The sequence below is a fragment of the Porphyrobacter sp. CACIAM 03H1 genome, assembly GCF_002215495.1.
GTDB lineage: Bacteria > Pseudomonadota > Alphaproteobacteria > Sphingomonadales > Sphingomonadaceae > Erythrobacter.
This window is the reverse complement of the sequence record NZ_CP021378.1, coordinates 2,322,759-2,342,175: the sequence shown is the minus strand read 5'-3', so window position 1 is coordinate 2,342,175 and position 19,417 is coordinate 2,322,759. Positions and strand designations below refer to the sequence as shown.

17 protein-coding genes are annotated in these 19,417 nt (G+C 68.0%); 12 read left to right on the top strand and 5 right to left on the bottom strand.

Features of this window, described 5'->3' with window-relative positions:
* Positions 1 to 2: 2 nt before the first annotated feature.
* Positions 3 to 782 (bottom strand): succinate dehydrogenase iron-sulfur subunit, encoded by a 780-nt coding sequence (locus CBR61_RS11185; protein WP_088914431.1) that lies wholly within the window; start codon positions 780 to 782, stop codon positions 3 to 5.
* 142 nt (positions 783 to 924) lie between these two features.
* Between CBR61_RS11185 and CBR61_RS11180 the strand changes: the two genes are divergently transcribed.
* A complete protein-coding gene (locus tag CBR61_RS11180; RefSeq protein WP_088914430.1) occupies positions 925 to 1,680 on the top strand; it encodes an SDR family NAD(P)-dependent oxidoreductase in 756 nt (251 codons plus the stop codon).
* 55 nt (positions 1,681 to 1,735) lie between these two features.
* On the top strand, positions 1,736 to 2,368 hold the full coding sequence (locus tag CBR61_RS11175) for a class I SAM-dependent methyltransferase (RefSeq protein WP_088914429.1): 633 nt from the start codon (positions 1,736 to 1,738) through the stop codon (positions 2,366 to 2,368).
* A gap of 176 nt (positions 2,369 to 2,544) precedes the next feature.
* Here CBR61_RS11175 and CBR61_RS11170 read toward each other — a convergent pair whose 3' ends face one another.
* Positions 2,545 to 5,337: an Rne/Rng family ribonuclease gene (locus CBR61_RS11170; protein ID WP_088914428.1), complete on the bottom strand. Its 2,793-nt coding sequence runs from the start codon at positions 5,335 to 5,337 to the stop codon at positions 2,545 to 2,547.
* Positions 5,338 to 5,762: 425 nt separating this feature from the next.
* Here CBR61_RS11170 and CBR61_RS11165 point away from each other — a divergent pair, with 425 nt between their 5' ends.
* The 7 genes from CBR61_RS11165 (at position 5,763) to CBR61_RS11135 (ending at position 13,976) form a co-directional block, all read left to right on the top strand.
* Positions 5,763 to 6,662 carry an N-acetylmuramoyl-L-alanine amidase family protein gene (locus CBR61_RS11165; RefSeq protein ID WP_088914427.1) on the top strand — a complete coding sequence of 300 codons (900 nt, stop codon included), beginning with the start codon at positions 5,763 to 5,765 and terminating at the stop codon, positions 6,660 to 6,662.
* Positions 6,663 to 6,716: 54 nt separating this feature from the next.
* Positions 6,717 to 9,233, top strand: a complete 2,517-nt coding sequence (locus CBR61_RS11160) for a penicillin-binding protein 1A (protein ID WP_088914426.1) — start codon at positions 6,717 to 6,719, stop codon at positions 9,231 to 9,233.
* Between the two features lie 42 nt (positions 9,234 to 9,275).
* Positions 9,276 to 9,818: a peroxiredoxin gene (locus CBR61_RS11155; RefSeq protein WP_172835955.1), complete on the top strand. Its 543-nt coding sequence runs from the start codon at positions 9,276 to 9,278 to the stop codon at positions 9,816 to 9,818.
* Positions 9,819 to 9,895: 77 nt separating this feature from the next.
* Positions 9,896 to 11,023: a peptide chain release factor 2 gene (gene prfB, locus CBR61_RS11150; protein WP_088914425.1), complete on the top strand. Its 1,128-nt coding sequence runs from the start codon at positions 9,896 to 9,898 to the stop codon at positions 11,021 to 11,023.
* Positions 11,024 to 11,029: 6 nt separating this feature from the next.
* Positions 11,030 to 11,761 carry a class I SAM-dependent methyltransferase gene (locus CBR61_RS11145; RefSeq protein WP_088914424.1) on the top strand — a complete coding sequence of 244 codons (732 nt, stop codon included), beginning with the start codon at positions 11,030 to 11,032 and terminating at the stop codon, positions 11,759 to 11,761.
* Between the two features lie 63 nt (positions 11,762 to 11,824).
* Entirely contained in the window at positions 11,825 to 13,261 is a 1,437-nt protein-coding gene (locus CBR61_RS11140) for an NAD(P)H-dependent flavin oxidoreductase (protein WP_088914423.1), read from the top strand.
* A gap of 13 nt (positions 13,262 to 13,274) precedes the next feature.
* Entirely contained in the window at positions 13,275 to 13,976 is a 702-nt protein-coding gene (locus tag CBR61_RS11135; protein ID WP_088914422.1) for an alpha/beta fold hydrolase, read from the top strand.
* Here CBR61_RS11135 and CBR61_RS11130 read toward each other — a convergent pair.
* On the bottom strand, positions 13,973 to 14,983 hold the full coding sequence (locus tag CBR61_RS11130; RefSeq protein WP_088914421.1) for a 2-hydroxyacid dehydrogenase: 1,011 nt from the start codon (positions 14,981 to 14,983) through the stop codon (positions 13,973 to 13,975). The two genes, CBR61_RS11135 and CBR61_RS11130, sit on opposite strands and share 4 nt — an antisense overlap.
* Before the next feature lie 96 nt (positions 14,984 to 15,079).
* On the opposite strand from CBR61_RS11130, the gene CBR61_RS11125 reads away from it, so the two are divergent.
* Positions 15,080 to 15,577, top strand: coding sequence for an SH3 domain-containing protein (locus CBR61_RS11125; protein WP_088914420.1), 498 nt, complete (start codon positions 15,080 to 15,082; stop codon positions 15,575 to 15,577).
* Between the two features lie 27 nt (positions 15,578 to 15,604).
* Here CBR61_RS11125 and CBR61_RS11120 read toward each other — a convergent pair whose 3' ends face one another.
* Both CBR61_RS11120 and CBR61_RS11115 read right to left on the bottom strand, forming a co-directional pair.
* Complete coding sequence (locus tag CBR61_RS11120; protein WP_088914419.1) at positions 15,605 to 16,012, bottom strand: hypothetical protein; 408 nt, start codon at positions 16,010 to 16,012, stop codon at positions 15,605 to 15,607.
* 74 nt (positions 16,013 to 16,086) lie between these two features.
* On the bottom strand, positions 16,087 to 17,283 hold the full coding sequence (locus CBR61_RS11115; protein ID WP_088915588.1) for a thiolase family protein: 1,197 nt from the start codon (positions 17,281 to 17,283) through the stop codon (positions 16,087 to 16,089).
* Between the two features lie 137 nt (positions 17,284 to 17,420).
* Here CBR61_RS11115 and CBR61_RS11110 point away from each other — a divergent pair, with 137 nt between their 5' ends.
* Together CBR61_RS11110 and CBR61_RS11105 are read left to right on the top strand one after the other, a co-directional pair.
* Positions 17,421 to 18,872 carry a coniferyl aldehyde dehydrogenase gene (locus tag CBR61_RS11110; RefSeq protein ID WP_088914418.1) on the top strand — a complete coding sequence of 484 codons (1,452 nt, stop codon included), beginning with the start codon at positions 17,421 to 17,423 and terminating at the stop codon, positions 18,870 to 18,872.
* A 143-nt stretch (positions 18,873 to 19,015) separates the two neighbouring features.
* A complete protein-coding gene (locus tag CBR61_RS11105) occupies positions 19,016 to 19,390 on the top strand; it encodes an NADH-quinone oxidoreductase subunit A (protein WP_088915587.1) in 375 nt (124 codons plus the stop codon).
* Positions 19,391 to 19,417: the final 27 nt, after the last annotated feature.

The window sequence follows — 19,417 nt, the reverse complement described above, 5'->3', positions numbered from 1 at the left end:
GATCAGATCGCGCGCTCGGCCATCATCTTCTTGGTCTCGGCGATGGCCTTGGCCGGCGAGAGGCCCTTGGGGCACACGTTCGCGCAGTTCATGATGGTGTGGCAGCGGTAGAGGCGGAAGGGGTCTTCGAGGTCGTCGAGCCGCTCGCCGGTCATCTCGTCGCGGCTGTCGGCGAGCCAGCGATAGGCCTGAAGCAGGATCGCCGGGCCGAGGAACTTGTCGGAGTTCCACCAGTAGCTCGGGCAGGAGGTCGAGCAGCAGGCGCACAGGATGCATTCGTAGAGGCCGTCAAGTTTCTCGCGCTGTTCGGGCGATTGCAGGCGCTCCTTGCCGCTCGGCGTCGGGCTGACGGTCTGCAGCCAGGGGCGGATGCTCGCATACTGCGCGTAGAAGTGCGTGAAGTCGGGCACGAGGTCCTTGATCACGTCCATGTGCGGCAGGGGCGTGATGCGGATTTCGCCTTTCAGGTCCTCGATCGCGGTGGTGCAGGCGAGGCCGTTCTTGCCGTTCATGTTCATCGAGCACGACCCGCAGATCCCCTCGCGACACGAACGGCGGAAGGTAAGAGTCGGGTCGATCTCGTTCTTGATCTTGAACAGGGCGTCGAGAACCATCGGCCCGCATTCGTCGAGATTGATCTCGAACTTGTCGTAGCGCGGGTTCTGGCCGCTGTCGGGATCGTAGCGGTAGATCTTGAACGACTTCACGCGGCCGCCGGTGGCCTTGTGGGTCTTCCCGTTGGCATTGATCTTGGAATTCTTGGGGAGAGTGAAGGTCGCCATGAACTGATCCCGGTTTCGAATTGCACCCTATCTAGCGGCATCGCGCGCCTGCGCAAGCGGGCGGTGTTGCACGCTTTCGCACAGGGGTTGAATGCGCCTCACACGGCGGAACCATGTGCGGGCCGGCGCGCTTTGAGCAGCAATGGCACAGAGCGGACAAGTATCGGAAAAGGTAGCCTGCTTCCCGCAGGTGGCGGCGGTGTTCGGGGCGAGCGGCGGGATCGGCGCGGCGCTCTGCGCGGGGCTGGCGGCGGGCGGGACCAAGGTGGTCCATGCGGGATCGCGGCGGGGGGAAGGGCCGCAAAGGTCGGCGATCCGCCCCTTCGCCTTCGACCTCGCCGACGAGACGAGCATCGCGGCCGCCGCAGCAGCGATGAAGGATGACCCGCCCGAATGGGTGATCATCGCCACCGGCGTGCTGACCCTGGCGGACGGCACGGGGCCGGAGCGGACCTACAAGCGGCTCGATCCTGCCGCGATGGCCGAGGTCTTTGCCCTCAACACCATCGGCCCAGCGCTGATCGCCAAGCACATGCTGCCGCTGATGCCGCGTGGGCGGCCCTTCACCTTCGCGGCGCTTTCGGCGCGGGTCGGGTCGATCGGCGACAACCACCTCGGCGGATGGCATTCCTACCGGGCGAGCAAGGCGGCGCTCAACATGCTGCTGCGGAACTTCGCGATCGAGATGGCGCGCACCCATCCGGAAAGCGTGATCGTGGGGCTGCACCCGGGCACGGTCGACAGCGCGCTTTCGGCGCCGTTCCAGTCCGGGCTGCCCGAGGGCCAGTTGACCGCGCCCGATGTCGCCGCTGCCAACCTGCTCGGGGTGCTGGCCGGGCTCGGCCCCGCGCAATCCGGGCGCGTGTTCGATTTCCGGGGTACGGAGGTTCCCGCCTGATCGCGCTTCCCTTGCGGCTCCGGGCGGCTAGACTGCGGCCGCAGGGAGGCGGGGAATGGGGATCAAGAGCTGGTACGAGGCGAACATCATGCCGCGCCTCATCACCTGCGCCTGTTCGCAGGGGCAGGTCATGAAGCGCCGCGCGGCGGTGGTGCCCCGCGCCCGGGGCGACGTCTTCGAACTGGGCTGCGGGGGCGGGATCAACCACGCCTTCTACGACCCGCAGGCGATCACCTCCTATGCCGGGATCGATCCGCACGCGGGGCTGCTGGAGGGCGCGCGCGCCGCGGCGCGGGAAAAGGGCTGGGCGGCGGACCTCAGGCAGGGGCGGGGCGAGGCCATCCCCTTTGCCGATGACAGCTTCGACTGCGTGGTGTGCACCTTCACCCTGTGCTCGGTCAACAACCCCGCGCAGGTCATGGCCGAACTGCACCGCATCCTGCGCCCGGGCGGCGAGGCGCTGTTTCTCGAACACGGGCGCGCGCCCGATCCCGCGGTGCGCGGATGGCAGCATCGGATCGAGCCGGTCTGGAAGCGCCTTGCGGGCGGCTGCCATCTGACCCGGCCGATCGCCACTGCGCTGGAAGGCGCGGGTTTCGCGGTCGAGAGGCTGGGGGAGGGCTACACGCCGCAGGCCCCGCGATTTGCCGGATGGATGGAGTGGGGGGTGGCGCGCAAGTTCGGGTAAACGGGCACCCGTTGGAGGCCCACCCCGCTGCGACTAGCCTCGCCTTCGGCTCGGCAAGTCTCGCTCCCCTCCCGCTTCCGGGAGGGGCTGGGGGTGGGTCCGAGCAGCGGCTGCAAAGAAAAAGGGCGGGAAAGATCGCTCCTTCCCGCCCTCATTTCTTCCGGTCCCGGCCCGGCCTATTCGCCGAAGGTGCGCTGCCACCAGCCGCGGCGCGGCTTGGCCTCGTCCTTGGCGTCGGCATCTCCGGCGTTGTCCTCTTCCGCCGTCTCGGCCGCCATGGCCTCGGCGGTCTGGGGTGCGTCGTCGGGACCGGCGATCACGGCCATGTCCTCGGCAACCTGCTCGGAGAGCGATTCGCTGGCCTCGGCAGCGGCCGCCTTGGTCTTGCGCGGGGCGCGCTTGCGCTTGGGCTTCTCGGCCGGCGCTTCCGCATCCCCGGCAGGAGCCGCCTCGTCGGCAGCGGCGGCGGCGAGTTCGGGCGCGAGTTCGGCAGGCGCTTCTTCGGCTGCGACGGGCTCGGCATCCTTCTTCTTGCGCGGCGCCCGGACCCTCCTGGGCTTTGCGGCCGGCGTTTCTTCGGCGGGGCCTTCGGCCTCGGCGGGTGCTTCGTCCAGCGGTTCCTGGGCGGGCGGGGGCGCTTCGGCCTCGCCTTCGGCGTCGGTCACGCCTTCGCCATCATCGCCGGTGGGCTCCCCGTCGGCGCCTTCGCCTTCACCGCCTTCGCGACGCTTGCGACCGCGACCGCCGCGACGGCGGCGCTTCTTGGGACGACCTTCGCCGTCCTCGCCGGCTTCGGGAGCGGCGGTCTCGCCGTTGTCCTCGCCCTCGGCATCGGCTTCGGTGCCGTCTTCGCCGTTGTCGTTTTCGGCACCGTCCTCGCGATCGCGATTGCGGTTGCGGCCGCCGCGCCGACGCCGGCGCTTCTTCTTGCGCCCACCCTCGTCGTCTCCTTCACCGCGTTCGCGGCGGGGCTGACGCTCCTGACGCTCCTCGGCCTCTTCCTCGGCGTAATCATCCTCGTTCTCGGGCAGATCGTCGTCGTCCTCGTCGATGATCGGCTCGAACTTGGGCGCATGGACCGGACGCGGCCCGGCGCTCGAGACGCTCATCTTCGCGCCTTCCTGTTCGCCTTCCGGCACGACTTCGACGCTGACGCCGTAACGTTGCTCGATCTCGACGAGGTCGGCGCGCTTCTCGTTGAGGAGATAGATCGCCGCCTCGGTGGAGGCCGCGAGGCGGATGAGCGTGCCCTTGCCCTTGGCCGCCTCGTCCTCGATCAGGCGCAGCGCCGAGAGGCCCGCGGACGACGCGGTGCGCACGAGGCCGGTGCCGTCGCAATGCGGGCAGGGGCGGGTGGTCGCTTCGAGCACGCCGGTGCGCAAGCGCTGGCGGCTCATTTCCATGAGGCCGAAGGAGCTGATCCGGCCCACCTGAATGCGGGCGCGATCGTTCTTCAGAGCCTCCTTCATCGCCTTCTCGACCTTCCGGACGTTGGAGGGGTACTCCATGTCGATGAAGTCGATGACGACGAGGCCGGCCATGTCGCGCAGGCGCAGCTGGCGGGCGATTTCCTTGGCCGCTTCGAGGTTGGTGTGGAGCGCGGTCGCCTCGATCCCGTGCTCCTTGGTGGAGCGCCCGGAGTTGATGTCGATCGACACCAGCGCCTCGGTCGGGTTGATGATGAGGTAGCCGCCGCTCTTCAGCTGCACCATCGGGTCATACATCGCCTTGAGCTGATCCTCCGCGCCGTAGCGCTGGAACAGCGGAACCGGATCGACATAGGCCTTCACCCGCCGCGCGTGGCTGGGCATCAGCAGCTTCATGAAGGCCTTGGCCGACTTGTAGCCTTCCTCGCCCTCGACGACGACTTCCTCGATTTCCTTGTTGTAGATGTCGCGGATCGCGCGCTTGATGAGGTCGCTGTCCGAATGGATCAGCGCCGGTGCGACCGAGGCGAGGGTCTTCTCGCGGATCTCGTCCCACACGCGGGCGAGGTAATCGAAGTCGCGCTTGATCTCGGGCTTGGTGCGGCTCATGCCGGCGGTGCGCACGATCAAACCCATGGTCTTGGGCAGCTTGAGGTCGGAGACCATTTCCTTCAGCCGCTTGCGATCGCTGGTCGAGCTGATCTTGCGGCTGATGCCGCCGCCGCTGGTGCTGTTGGGCATCAGCACGGTATAGCGTCCGGCGAGGCTGAGATAGGTGGTGAGCGCCGCGCCCTTGTTGCCGCGTTCTTCCTTGACGACCTGCACCAGCAGCACCTGGCGGCGCTGGATCACGTCCTGGATTTTGTAGCGGCGGCGCAGCGCCATGCGCTTGGCGCGCACCTCGTCGACCTGCTTGGCGCGGGCTCGCCCGCGCTCGCCGCCCTTGTCGCCCTTGCCCTGGCGGCGACGGCCACGACCGCGACGGCCGCGTTCCTCGCCGCTGTCGCCGTCCCCGGCGGCTTCCTCGCCGCCTTCTTCGTCGCCGTTGTCGTCGTCGGCGCTGTCTTCCTCGTCGGAGGCGCCGCCTTCGATCGTGGCGACATCGTCCTTGTCGGAGGTGTCGACTTCCTCGACGCCGTTCTCGGCGAAGTCCTCGGCGAGCGCCTCGCCGCTTTCGTCCTCGGCGTCGTATTCGGCGCCGGGCGCGATGCCTTCGTCCTCTTCCTCGGCGCGCAGGCGTTCCTCTTCCTCGGCGGCCTCGGCTTCTTCGGCGAGCAGCGCGTCGCGATCCGCCTTGGGAATCTGGTAGTAGTCGGGATGGATTTCGCTGAAGGCGAGGAAGCCGTGGCGATTGCCGCCGAAGTCGACGAAGGCCGCCTGTAGCGACGGTTCGACCCGGGTTACTTTCGCGAGATAGATATTGCCCTTGATCTGCTTGTGTTCGGCAGATTCGAAATCGAATTCCTCAATCCGGTTGCCTTGCAGAACCGCCACCCGGGTTTCTTCCGGGTGGCGCGCATCGATGAGCATGCGCGTTGCCATTGAATAGTCTCCATGCGCCCGGCCTGGTCCGCGAACGGACGCGAAGGGGGCGCGCATTGTGTGGTGAACCGGCGAGCCCGAAGGCGGTGCCGGAAGGGGAAATCGCGCTGTGAGGGGCAAAGCCGCTCGGCGCGAAGCTCGTGTCTGCGGTGGCGGATGTGCGGGCTAGCGCCGCGCCTCCTCCCGCAACGGCACAGGGGCGCACAAGGCGCATGGTGCTCGTTGTCCGGGAAAAGCGATCTGTCACTGCATCAACCTGTACTGGTCCGGGGAGCGAATAAAGGAGTGTGCCCCGGCGCAAGAGGCGGGCGCGGGCGCAAGGCTGCGCCATGATCCGGCCTCCATGACAGAACTGCTAGCACTGTGGGGCAAACCCCGCAACTCTATTGCGTTTCCTTCGCGCAAGAACGTAAGCCGCAGCGGCAATGAGCTATCGCACGCTTCTGCTGATCCTCGTGCTGGTGCCGGCCGCGCTGCTGGGCGGGGCGGCGGCGTTCGGGCTGACAATCCCGGTGCCGCAATGGGGGCGCGACTATGTGCTGCGCTTCGTGCTCGAGGAAAGGCAGGCGCCGCTCGAGCTGCCGCCGGTCGCCGGGCCCTCCGATCCCTCGCGCCCGCTGGTGGTGATCGATGCCGGGCATGGCGGGCGCGATCCCGGCGCGATCGGGACCGACGATGCGGGTCGGCGCTTCCGCGAGAAGGACATCACGCTCGCCCTCGCACTCGCGCTGCGCGACGAGCTGCTGCGGCAGGGCGGCATCCGCGTAGCGCTGACCCGGGCCGACGACCGCATCCTGCCGCTCGCGCACCGTCCCGAGATCGCCCGGCGGCTCGAGGCCGATCTGTTCATCTCGGTCCATGCCGATTCCGCCGGGGAGAACGCCGATGTCGCCGGGGCGAGCATCTACACCCTCTCGGACGAGGCCTCAAGCGAGGCGGCGGCCCGCTTTGCCGCGCGCGAGAACGATGCCGACCGGCTGAACGGCATCACCATCGACGGCGAAAGCGCAGCGGTGAGCGCGATCCTGGTCGGATTGTCGCAGCAGCGCACCCTCGAGGAATCGATCGCCTTTGCCGGGCTGATCGAGCGCGAGGGGGAGGGGGCGCTCGCCTTCGTCCCCCAGCCGCGCCGTTCGGCCGCGCTGGCGGTGCTGCGCGCGCCCGATGTGCCCTCGGTTCTGTTCGAGAGCGGCTTCGTCACCAACCTCACCGATCGCGCGCGGCTCACCACGGCAGAGGGCAGGGCGCAATATGCCGCGGTGCTGGCCCGGGCGATCAGGGTCCATTTCGCCCGCCGCCGCGAGACGGCGCCGGGCGGCGGATAGGTTCGCAAAGCGGCTAGCCTTGGCCGAGCCTCGCGTGCTAGTTGCCCCCGGTCCATGACCGAGCCTGCCCCCGCCCCCGACCAGACTTCGACCTGGGCCTATCTGCGCTATCGCGTGAACCGCGATGTCGGCGGGGCGCTGGCGTGGTTCCGCGTGCGCTGGCGCGAAAGCCGCCTGTTCAAGGCGGTGGCGATCGCCTTCGGCCTGTTCCTTGCCCTTTGGATCGCGGTCTTCGTGTGGCTGGCGAGCGACCTGCCAGAAGCCGAGGCGCTGCTCACCTACGAAACCCCGTTGCCCACCGTGGTGCGCGGCTACGATGGCGAGATCGTCCACTCCTATGCCCGCGAGCGGCGGGTGCAGCTGCAATATGCCGATTTCCCGCAGAAGCTGATCGAGGCCTATCTCTCCGCCGAGGACAAGACCTTCTTCAGCCACGGCGGCATCGACTTCTTCGGCACCGCCAACGCCGTGTTCGACTATGCGCGCAAGGCCGGCACTGGCGAGCGTGCGGTGGGCGGATCGACCATCACCCAGCAGGTCGCCAAGAACCTGCTGCTGGGCGACGAATATTCGGTCACCCGCAAACTCAAGGAAATGATTCTCGCCAGCCGCATCGAGCAGGTGCTGACCAAGCAGGAAATCCTCGAACTCTATTTGAACGAGATCCCGCTCGGGCGCCGCTCCTTCGGGGTGCAGGCGGCGGCGCGGGCCTATTTCGACAAGGACGTGGACGCGCTCGAACTGCACGAGATGGCCTTCCTCGCGATCCTGCCCAAGGCGCCGGAACGCTATGGCCGCAAGGGACAGGAACAGGCGGCGCTCGAACGGCGCAATTTCGTGCTCGGCCAGATGGAGGCGAACGGCTTCATCACCGGTTCGGAGCGACGCGCGGCGGCGGCGAGGCCCCTCGGCCTCGTCACCCAGCGGCGCGAACGCAGCGTCGACGCGGGCTATTTCCTCGAAGAAGTGCGCCGCGAGCTGATCGAGCGTTTTGGCGAGACCGCGGAGGAGGGGCCGAACTCGGTCTATGCCGGGGGTCTTTGGGTGCGCACCAGCCTCGATCCCGACATGCAGCTTGCCGCGCGCGATGCGCTGCGCGAGGGGCTGCTGCGCTATCACGGCGGGCGGGCATGGGCGGGGCCCATCGCGACGATCGACGTCTCCGAGGGCAACTGGGCGAGCCAGCTGCAATCCTCGCCGCTCGGCATCAGCTACAAGGACTGGCGCGTCGGCGTCGTCACCCGGCGCAGCGGACAATCGGCGCAGATCGGCTTTTCCGACGGCACCGAAGCGCCGCTCGGTAATCTGCCCAATGCCCTCAAGGCCGGCGACGTCATCGCCGCCAGCCCCTCGGGCAATGGCTGGAATGTCCGCACCATCCCCGAGGCGCAGGGCGCTCTGGTGGTCGAGAGCGCGCAGACCGGCCGGGTGCTGGCGATGCAGGGCGGGTTCGATCACCGCCTGTCCGATTTCAACCGCGCCACGCAGGCCAATCGCCAGCCGGGATCGACCATCAAGCCTTTTGTCTATGCGGCGGGCCTCGACACCGGCATGACCCCCTCGACCCAGGTCGATAACTCGCGCTTCTGCTACTATCAGGGCGCCAACCTCGGCGAGAAGTGCATCCGCGGCTCGGGCAGCGGGGGGCAGCACCCGATGCGCTACGGGCTCGAGCAGTCGCAGAACATCATGACCGTGCAGATCGGCATGACCGCCGGCATGAACAATGTCGTGCAGGGGATCGAGAAGCTCGGCATCGGCAAGTTTCCGGCCTATCCCTCGACCGCGCTCGGGGCGGGGGAGACCACGCTGGTCAAGATGGTTGCCGCCTATTCCGCGCTCGCCAACCACGGGCGGCTCAATCCGCCGACGGTGATCGACTACGTGCAGGACCGCCGCGGCAAGGTGCTGTGGCGCGCCGACAACCGCGAATGCCGCGGCTGCAACATGGCGAAATGGGACGGCAAGCCGATGCCGCGCTTCGGCGTCAAGGGCGCGCAGGCGATGGACGCGCGCACCGCCTTCCAGGTGATGCACATGCTGCGCGGAGCGGTGAGCCGCGGCACGGCGACCGTGCTCAATCCGCTGAACCTCCCGCTGTTCGGCAAGACCGGCACCACCACTGGCCCCAAGGACGTGTGGTTCATCGGCGGCACCCAGCAGATGATCGCTGGCGCCTATGTCGGCTTCGACCAGCCGCGCAACATGGGCGGCTATGCCTATGGCGGCACGATCGCCGCGCCCATCATCAAGAGCCTGATCGAGAAGACCAAGCCGAAGTGGTCCGATCTGCCCGCCGTTGCGCCTGCCGGGGTTCGCATGGTGCGCGTCGACCGCCGCTCGGGCAAGCGCGTCTTCGAAGGCTGGCCTACCGATGATCCCAAGTCGGCAATCATCTGGGAAGCCTTCAAGCCCGACACCGAACCCGAACGCTACACTCGCCAGGACGCCATTGCCGCCAAGCGCAACGAGATCCTCGCGCTGATCCGCGCCGGACGCCAGAACGCCGAAAGCGCGGTGATCGATGCGCCGGAGGACGACGTGGAGTACGAAGAGGGCGGGATCGACTGATCCGGGCCGGAACCGCCCGCGCCTTTCGGAGGTTTGACTGACATGACACGCCGTATCCTTGCCCCGCTCGCCGCGCTTGCCATGACCGGGCTTGCTGCCGTCCCTCTCAACAGCGCCTCGGCGGAACTGCCCACCGGCGCCAAGGCCCCGGCCTTCTCGACCCGCGCCGCGCTCGCAGGCGAGGAATTCGGCTTCACCCTCAGCGCCGCGCTCGCGAAGGGGCCGGTGGTGCTCTATTTCTACCCCAAGGCCTTCACCAAGGGCTGCACGCTCGAGGCCAATGCCTTTGCCGAGGCCATGCCGAGCTTCAAGGCCGCAGGGGCGAGCGTGATCGGCATGTCGGGCGACGACATCGCCACGCTCCGGCGATTCAGCCGCGAGGAATGCCGCGATGCCTTTCCGGTCGGGGTCGCCTCGTCGAAGATCGCCCAGGCCTATGACGTGGCGATGGGCACTTCGGGGCTGACCACCCGCACATCCTATGTCATCGCCCGCGACGGCCGGATCGTGGCGGTGCATTCCGATGCCGACTACCGCGGCCATGTCGAAAAGACGCTGGCGGTGGTGCGCGCGCTGAAGAAGTGAGGCGGGCGGGGGCGCTTTACAATCGCGCCGCCGACGCTAAGCGGTGCCGACTTTTTCGCGTGACTGAAGGATAGACCATGCGGGCCGAGGCCCAGGCTTACATCAACCGGATCGAAGCTGCGCTCGCGCTGGTGCGCCTGTCGCTCGACTGGGAGCGCGCGCTGCGCCGGCTCGACGAGCTGAACGCGCGGGTGCAGGACCCGAACCTCTGGGACAATCCCAAGCAGGCGCAGGCGATCAGCCGCGAGCAGAAGACGCTCGAGACTGCGGTGAACACGGTGAACGAGATCGCCGCCGAGATGGCCGACGCGATCGAATTCATCGAAATGGGCGAGGCCGAGGGCGAGGACACCATCGTCGAGGACGGTCTCGCCACGCTCGCCGCTCTGGCCGACCGCGCCGATGCCGACAAGGTGCAGGCCCTGCTCTCGGGCGAGGCCGACGGGAACGACACCTACCTCGAAATCCACGCCGGCGCGGGCGGGACCGAGAGCCAGGACTGGGCCGAAATGCTGCTGCGCATGTATGCGCGCTGGGCCGAACGGCGCGGCTTCAAGGTCGACACGGTCGAATACCAGGCGGGCGAACAGGCCGGGATCAAGTCGGCGACGCTGCTGATCAAGGGCGACGGCGCCTATGGCTATGCCAAGACCGAAAGCGGCGTCCACCGCCTCGTGCGCATCAGCCCCTACGACAGCTCGGCGCGGCGCCACACCAGCTTCTCGAGCGTGTGGGTCTATCCGGTGATCGACGACAGCTTCGAGATCGAGATCAACCCGGCCGACCTCAAGATCGACACCTACCGCGCATCGGGCGCGGGCGGGCAGCACGTCAACACCACCGACTCCGCGGTGCGCATCACCCACCAGCCGACCGGCATTGTGGTGGCGAGCCAGCAGGACCGCAGCCAGCACAAGAACCGCGAGATCGCGATGAACATGCTCAAGGCGCGGCTCTACGAGGCCGAGATGCGCGCCCGCGAGGAAGCCGCCAATGCCGAGCACTCGGCCAAGAGCGACATCGGGTGGGGCCACCAGATCCGCTCCTACGTGTTGCAGCCCTACCAGATGGTCAAGGACCTGCGCACCGGCGTCGTCTCGACCTCGCCCGACGCGGTGCTCGACGGGGCCATCGATCCCTTCATCTCGGCCGCGCTCGCCCAGCGGGTGACGGGGGAGAAGGTCGAGATCGAGGACGTGGAGTAGGCGCGGATGCGGCTGCGGCATGGGATCATCGCCGGTGCAGGCCTCGTCGGGGCGGCGATGCTCGGTGGCTGCGACGGCCTTGTCCCCGCCGAGTCCGCAAGGCCCGAGACCGCGCTCGCCTTTCCCTCGCCCGACCGGCCCGTCGCCAAGGTCGTCTCGAACCAGTTCTCGAACGAGGATGCCCGCGACGAGCGCAACGAGGCGCAGGTCGTGATGGACCTCGCCAACATCCGCCCGGGCATGACCGTCGCCGATATCGGGGCGGGCGAGGGCTACTACACCGTGCGCCTGGCCGAACGGGTCGGCGCCGACGGGCGCGTGCTGGCGCAGGACATCAGCCGCGAGGCATTGGACCGGCTCGGCCGCCGGGTCGAGCGCGAGCGGCTTGAGAACATCTCGATCAAGTTCGGCGATGCCGACAACCCCCAGCTTCCGCCCGACAGTTTCGACCGCGTGTTCATGGTGCACATGTACCATGAGGTGACCGAACCCTACGCCTTCCTCTGGAACCTGTGGCCGGCGCTCAATGCCGGTGGACAGATCGTTGTGGTGGAAAGAGACAGCCCGGTCGGGGGGCACGGCCTGCCGCACACCCTGCTGTTCTGCGAGTTCGAGGCGGTCGGCTACGTGCTGGTCGATTACGCCGAACGCCCTGACATCGAGGGCTATTTCGCCCGCTTCGAACGCGGCCCCAAGCGGGCCGAGCCGGAGGCGATCAAGGTGTGCGAGGCGGGCTGAGGCAGGCCGGCCCCGGCGAGGTTGCGGGGCAGGACCTCCCGCACTATGGCAAGATCATGCAAGATGGCGCCGCTGGGGCGCGAAGGGGATTGTTCATTGTTCAAGGGATTGAGCCCGATCGTCTACGGCGGGCGTGAAGTCTGGCCGCTGGTCGAAGGCGGCAAGGGTGTATCGGCAACCAACCATGCCAGCTCCGGTGCGTGGGCTGCGGCGGGTGGGATCGGCACGGTCAGTGCGGTCAACGCCGACAGCTATGACGAGAACGGCAACGTCATTCCGCAGGTCTATCACGGCCGCACGCGCGAGGAGCGCCATCAGGAACTGATCCGCTACGCGATCGAAGGCGCCACCACGCAGGTGAAGAAGGCCTACGAGATCGCGAACGGCAAGGGCGCGATCAACATCAACGTGCTGTGGGAAATGGGCGGGGCGCAGGCCGTGCTCGAAGGCGTGCTCGAACGCACCCGCGGCCTTGTGACCGGCGTCACCTGCGGGGCGGGGATGCCCTACAAGCTCGCCGAGATCGCAGCGCGCTTCAACGTCAACTACCTCCCCATCGTCAGCTCCGCGCGCGCCTTTCGCGCGCTGTGGAAGCGCTCCTACCACAAGGTCGCCGAGCTGATGGCGGCGGTGGTCTATGAAGACCCGTGGCTGGCTGGCGGGCACAACGGCCTCAGCAATGCCGAGGACCCGACCAAGCCCGAAGACCCCTATCCGCGCGTCAAGGCGCTGCGCGAGACCATGCGCGCCGAGGGTGTCTCGGACGACGTGCCGATCGTGATGGCGGGCGGGGTGTGGTACCTGCGCGAGTGGGAAAACTGGATCGACAATCCCGAGCTCGGAAAGATCGCCTTCCAGTTCGGAACGCGTCCGCTGCTCACCCGCGAAAGCCCGATCCCGCAGATCTGGAAGGACATGCTGCGTACGGTCGAGCCGGGAGATGTGCTGCTCCACAAGTTCTCGCCCACCGGCTTCTATTCGAGCGCGGTCAAGACCCCGTTCCTCTACGACCTGATGCACCGTTCGGAGCGCCAGATCCCGTTCTTCAAGCGCGGCGAGGAGGAGGGCACGGTCCAGCTCGGCGAGGAGGGCAAGGCCCGCAATTTCTGGGTGCGCCCCGAGGACAAGGCCCGCGCCGAAATGTGGATGCGCGCCGGACACACCGAGCCCTTGAAGACACCGGACAACACCATCGTCTTTGTCACGCCGGATTCGCGCGACACCATCCGCAAGGACCAGCAGGACTGCATGGGCTGCCTGTCGCATTGCGGCTTTTCGGCGTGGAAAGACCACGACGACTACACCACAGGCCGTCTGGCCGACCCGCGCAGCTTCTGCATCCAGAAGACGTTGCAGGACATCGCCCACGGCGACGATCCGGACAAGAACCTCGCCTTCGCGGGCCACGCGGCCTACCGCTTCAAGACCGACCCCTTCTTCTCGAACGGCTACACGCCGAGCGTGGGCGAGCTGGTCGAGCGGATTTTGACCGGCGACTGACGGGGCGAGGGCGGTGACCGACGACACGGCGCCGCCGCCGCTTTCGCTGTGGGTCCGCGAGCTGCCGATCACCGTGCCGATCGCGCTCAGTCCGTTGCGGCGGCCGCAGCCGGTCGCAGGCGCCCGGGGCGGGGCAGGGCAGCCGGTGATGGTGATCCCCGGCATCCTGTCGAGCGACAGCGCCACCGCCCTGCTGCGCCGCACGCTCGATCTGACCGGCTACCGCGCCCACGCGTCGGAAATGGGTTTTCTGACCGGGATCCAGCCCGACACGATGGCCCGCGCGATCGACCGCCTCGCCGAGATCGCCGGGGCAGAGCGGCGCAAGGTCGCGCTGGTGGGGTGGAGCCTCGGCGGTCTCTATGCCCGGGTGCTGGCGCAGCGCCATCCCGAACTGGTCGAACTGGTGATGACGCTCGGCACGCCGTTCTCGGGCGATCGCCGCGCCAATAACGCGTGGCGGGTCTACGAGGCGCTGAACGATCACACCGTGGATGCCCCGCCTGTGCCCGACGATCCCTCGGTCAAGCCGCCGGTGCCGACGATCGCGCTGTGGTCGCGAAGGGACGGCGTGATCGCGCCTGCCGCTGCGCGCGGCTTGCCGCGCGAGCGCGATTCCGAGGTCGAGGTTCCCTTCCACCATTTCGCGCTTGCCTCGACCCGCCCGGCGATCGCCCGGGTGGTGATGGAGCTTGGCCGCGCGTTGGCAGGCTAGCGCACCAGCGCCGTCAGCACCTGATCCGGCGGCCGGTGGCCGTCGGCCCACATGCGGATGTTGGCGATGACCTTGTGGCCCGAATCCTCGCGGCCTTCTGCCGTGGCACTGCCGATGTGCGGCAGGGTCATGACATTGGGATGATCGATCAACCGGCGGTCGACGTTCGGCTCGTTCGGATAGACGTCGAGTCCGGCGCCTGCGAGGTGCCCCGATTGCAGCGCCGCGATCAGCGCCTCCTGGTCGATCAGTTCGCCGCGTGCGGTGTTCACGATGCTGCTGCCCGGCTTCATCAGCGCGATCCGGCCCGCGTCGATGAGGTGGCGGGTCTCCTCGGTCAGCGGGCAGTGGAGGGTGAGGATGTCGGCCTCGGCCATCAGCGTGTCGACGCTTTCGACATGGCGCGCGCCCAGCATCCGCTCCAGCGCCTCGGGCAGGCGCTTGCGGTTGTAATAGGCGATCTCCAGCCCGAAAGCGCGGGCGCGGTGGGCTACGGCCTGGCCGATGCGGCCCATGCCGATGATGCCGAGCACCTTGCCCGCCAGCTTGCGCCCGAGCAGGCCCGAAGGCGTCCAGCCCGTCCATTCACCGCGCCTGACGAGCGCGGTGCCCTCGCGTATGCGGCGCGGCACCCCGATGATCATCGCCATGGCCAGATCGGCGGTGTCGTCGGTGAAGACGCCGGGGGTGTTGGTGACGATGATCTTGCGTTCGGCTGCGGCGGCCAGATCGATATGCTCCGTACCCGCGCCGAAATTGGCGATGAGGCCCAGCCGCTCGCCCGCGCCCGCGATCAGATCGGCGTCGATCCGGTCGGTCACGGTCGGCACCAGCACGTCGCAATCCTGCATCGCCGCGGCGAGCTGGTCGCGCGTCAGCGGCGCGTCGGCCTCGTTGAGCACCACGTCGAAGAGCTCGCGCATCCGCGCCTCGACCGCGGGCACCAGATGACGGGTGACGATCACGCGCGCAGGCGCGGCGAGCGGGCGAGTGGGGCGCTGGGTCATGGGCTGTGGGCTAATGCCTGAGGCCCCGCGCGGTCAAGGCGCGGATGCGTCGGCGAGGCTTGAATCCGCAAGGGCTTGGACGCTATCGTCGCGGCGATGAGGGATTTCCGAAAGATCGCAGCTCCGGGCCTTGCCGTGCTGGCGGCCATTGTGTTCGTCGTCGCCCCGGCATGGGCGCAGGACCGGTTGCTGCCCTACTGGGCGACCTTGCGCTACGACGAGGTCAACATGCGCGTCGGGCCGAGCGTGGAGTATCCGATTACCTGGGTCTACAAGCGCAAGGGCCTGCCGGTGAAGGTGGTGCGCATCCGCGAGGGTTGGCGCCTGGTCGAGGACCACGAGGGCACGCAGGGCTGGATCTCGCAGAACCAGCTCGATCCGGCGCGCGGCGGGATGGTGACGGGCACCGGCACCGCCGAGGTGCGGGCCGCCGCCTCGGATGCCGCTGCCGTGAAGTGGCGCGCCGCGCCGGGCGTGATCGCGCGGATGAAGAAATGCCGCGAGGGCTGGTGCGAGGTCGATATCGCCGGCCGCCGGGGCTGGATCAGCGCCGCGCGCCTGTGGGGATCGCAGGACCTGCCGGGCGACGAGTAGCGCGCCGCCCGGCCTGTCTGCCGTCCGTCAGCCCGCTGCGGCGGGTGCCGGCTTCACGGTGATGGTCTCGCCGCTGTCCGAGGTTGCGGTGAAGGAACCGTCGGCTCCCGGCGCGCTCTCGGTCCAGCATTCGGGCTTCGCGCCCTCTTCCTTGCCGGTGAAGCAGGTCTTCCCGTCGACCACCGCCCAGGTGCCTTCCGCGACTGTTCCGTCCGCGGCGGTATCCGTGAAGGTGCCGTCGGCATTGAGCACGCTGGTGGCCGTGGTGCCGTCGGCGGTGACGACCGTGTAGGTGCCCGCCGCCGATCCGTTCGCCGTGGTCGCCGCAGCCGCTTCGGGCGCGGCCACGGTCTCTTCTGCGGCAGGCTCGTTCGGTGCCGGCTTGCTGCAAGCCGCAAGCAGGCCGAGGCCCGCGATGATCGCCAATTTCTTCATGATGGTTCCCCCTCTGGTCTTGCGACCCGGAAGGGGGTGTATCACGAAGGTTGGCGCAGCGCCAAATCCGACCGTCAGACCAGCTCGACCGCGACCGCGGTCGCTTCCCCGCCGCCGATGCAAAGCGAGGCGACGCCGCGGGTCTTGCCCTGGGTCTTGAGCGCATTGATCAGCGTGACGATGATCCGCGCGCCGCTCGCCCCGATGGGGTGGCCGAGCGCGGTGCCGCCGCCGTTGACGTTGATCTTCTCGTGCGGGATGCCGAGGTCGCGCATCGCGAACATCGCGACGCAGGCGAAGGCCTCGTTGACTTCGAACAGGTCGACATCGTCCACGCCCCAGCCGGCGCGGGCGAGCACCTTCTGGATCGCCGGGATCGGTGCGGTGGTGAACTGCGCGGGCGCCTGGGCGTGGGCGGCGGTGGCGACGATGCGCGCGACCGGGGTCAGGCCCTTCTCTTCGGCGACGCTGGCGCGGGTCAGCACCAGCGCGGCGGCACCGTCGGAGATCGAGGAGGAGGTCGCGGCGGTGATCGTCCCGTCCTTGGCGAAGGCGGGCTTCAGCTGCGGGATCTTGTCGGGGCGGCCCTTGCCGGGCTGCTCGTCATGCTCGACGACGACATCGCCGGCGCGGGTGCTGACCGTCACCGGAACGACTTCGTCCGCGAAGGCGCCCCTGGCGATCGCGCGGTTGGCGCGGGCGAGGCTCTCGATGGTGTAGGCGTCCATCTCCTCGCGGGTCATCTGGTAGGCGTTGGCGGTCTCCTGCGCAAAGGTGCCCATCGCCCGGCCCGGCTCGTAGGCGTCCTCCAGCCCGTCGAGGAACATGTGGTCATAGGCCGTGTCGTGACCCATGCGCGCGCCCGAGCGGTGCTTCTTCATCAGGTAGGGCGCGTTGGTCATGCTCTCCATGCCGCCCGCGACGACCACGTCGATGGTGCCGCTCGCCAGCGCCTCGCTGCCCATGATGACGGTCTGCATGCCGCTGCCGCAGACCTTGTTGACGGTGGTCGCCTCGACCGAGAGCGGAAGGCCCGCCTTGATCGCGGCCTGGCGCGCCGGCGCCTGGCCGAGGCCGGCCGGCAGCACGCAGCCCATGTAGGCGCGGTCGATGTCATCGCCCGAAACGCCCGCCCGCTCGACCGCGGCCTTGACCGCGATCGCGCCGAGATCGGTCGCGGCGACCTCGGCCAGCGCGCCCTGCATCGCGCCCATCGGGGTGCGGGCGTAGGAGAGGATCACGATCGGATCGGAGGGGGACAGCTGGCTCATGGCGTGGTTCCTTGCCTGACGGGTGAAGGTGTCGGGGGCCATGTAATGCTGCATTGCAGTAATGGCAATTGGTCCAAGGTGTCGCGCTTGCGTCGGGCGGCGCTTTGCGCGACAACGCGTCGCAAATCAAAACGCATATGTCCGATTGGGAGAACGACATGGCCGACGACCGCCGCGCAGAACTCGAGAGCCTTCTTGCGCGCCAGCGCGCCGCCTTCACCGCCTCGCGCCCCGAGCCGATGAGCCAGCGCAAGGACCGCATCCGCCGCGCGATCGCGCTCGTGAAGGATCACGGCGAGGAATTCGCCAAGGCGATGAGCGCCGATTTCGGCAGCCGCTCGATGCACCAGTCGATGCTGACCGACATCGCCGCGACGGTGGGCGCGGGCAATCATGCGCTGAAACACATGGATAGCTGGGCTAAGACGGAAAAGCGCAAGGTGCAGTTCCCGCTCGGCCTGCTCGGCGCGAAAGCGGAGCTGCGTTACGAGCCTAAGGGGGTGATCGGCATTCTCTCGCCCTGGAACTTCCCCGTGCAGCTGGCTTTCGGCCCGCTGATGCAGGTGCTCGCCGCCGGCAACCGCGCGATGATCAAGCCCTCCGAGTTCACCGAGCGCACCAGCGAGCTGATGGCGCAGCTCACGGCCGAATATTTCGCGCCCGAGGAGGTGGCGGTGGTCACCGGCGGGCCGGAGGTCGCGGCGGCGTTCTCCTTGCTACCCTTCGATCATCTGGTCTTCACCGGCTCGACCGCGACGGGGCGGCGGGTGATGCAGGCAGCGGCCGAGAACCTGGTGCCGGTCACGCTCGAGTTGGGCGGCAAGTCGCCGGTGGTGATGGGTCGCAGCGCCGATTTCGCCAAGGCGGGCGAGCGTATCGCCATCGGCAAGATGATGAATGCAGGCCAGATCTGCCTTGCGCCCGATTACCTGATGGTGCCCGAGGACAAGGCCGACGAGGCGGTGGCCGGCGTCACCGGCGCTGCGGCGGCGATGTATCCGCGTCTGCTCGACAACGACGACTACGCCTCGATCGTCTCCGACCGCCATTTCGAGCGGCTCCAGGGCCTCGTCGCCGACGCGCGCGACAAGGGCGCCGAGGTGATCGAGGTCAACCCGGCGGGCGAGGATTTCGGCAACGCCAACCAGCGCAAGATGCCGCTCACCGTGCTCAGGAACGTCAACGATGCCATGACCGTGATGCAGGAGGAGATCTTCGGCCCCGTCCTGCCGGTCATGACCTACAAGGCGGTCGATCAGGCGGTCGACTACATCAACGAGCACGACCGCCCGCTCGGCCTCTATTATTTCGGCGAGGACAAGGCGGAGCAGGAGCGCGTGCTGACCCGCACCATCTCGGGCGGAGTGACGACCAACGACGTGGTGTTCCACGTCTCGATGGAGGACCTGCCCTTCGGCGGTGTCGGGCCGTCGGGGATGGGCAGCTACCACGCGATCGAGGGCTTCCGCGAGTTCAGCCATGCCCGAGCGGTCTATCACCAGCCGAAGATCGACATCGCCAAGCTAGGCGGGCTCAAGCCGCCCTATGGCAAGGCGACCGAGCAGGCGGCGGCGCGGATGATGAAGTAGGGCAGGGGCACGGCGGGTGGTTTCCCGCAACCTTTGTTCGATTTCCTGCAACATTCCTGAGGGGTTTTCCCCGAGTCGCACCCTTGCGCGCCGCGCGCTAGAAGCCTAGGGCGGCGCCAGGGATTAATAGCTTGGACATCGCTGTGATCGACCTCAGCCAGTATCTGCCGATACTGTTATTCGTGCTCGTCGCCTTCGGGCTGTCGGTGCTGTTCGTCGTGGCGCCGATGGCGGTGTCGCGCCTGACCGGCGTGCACAATCCGGATGCGGAGAAGCTGTCCGAATACGAGTGCGGCTTTCCCGCCTTCGAGGACGCGCGCAGCCAGTTCGACGTGCGCTTCTACCTCGTCGCGATCAGCTTCATCGTCTTCGACCTCGAGGCCGCCTTCCTGTTCCCCTGGGCGGTGAGCCTCGGCAAGACGGGCTGGATCGGATGGAGCGGCATGATGGTGTTCCTGTTCATCCTTGCAGTTGGCCTTGCCTATGAATGGAAGAAAGGGGCGTTGGACTGGGAATGACCAATATCGTTTCTCCTCCCCAAGGAC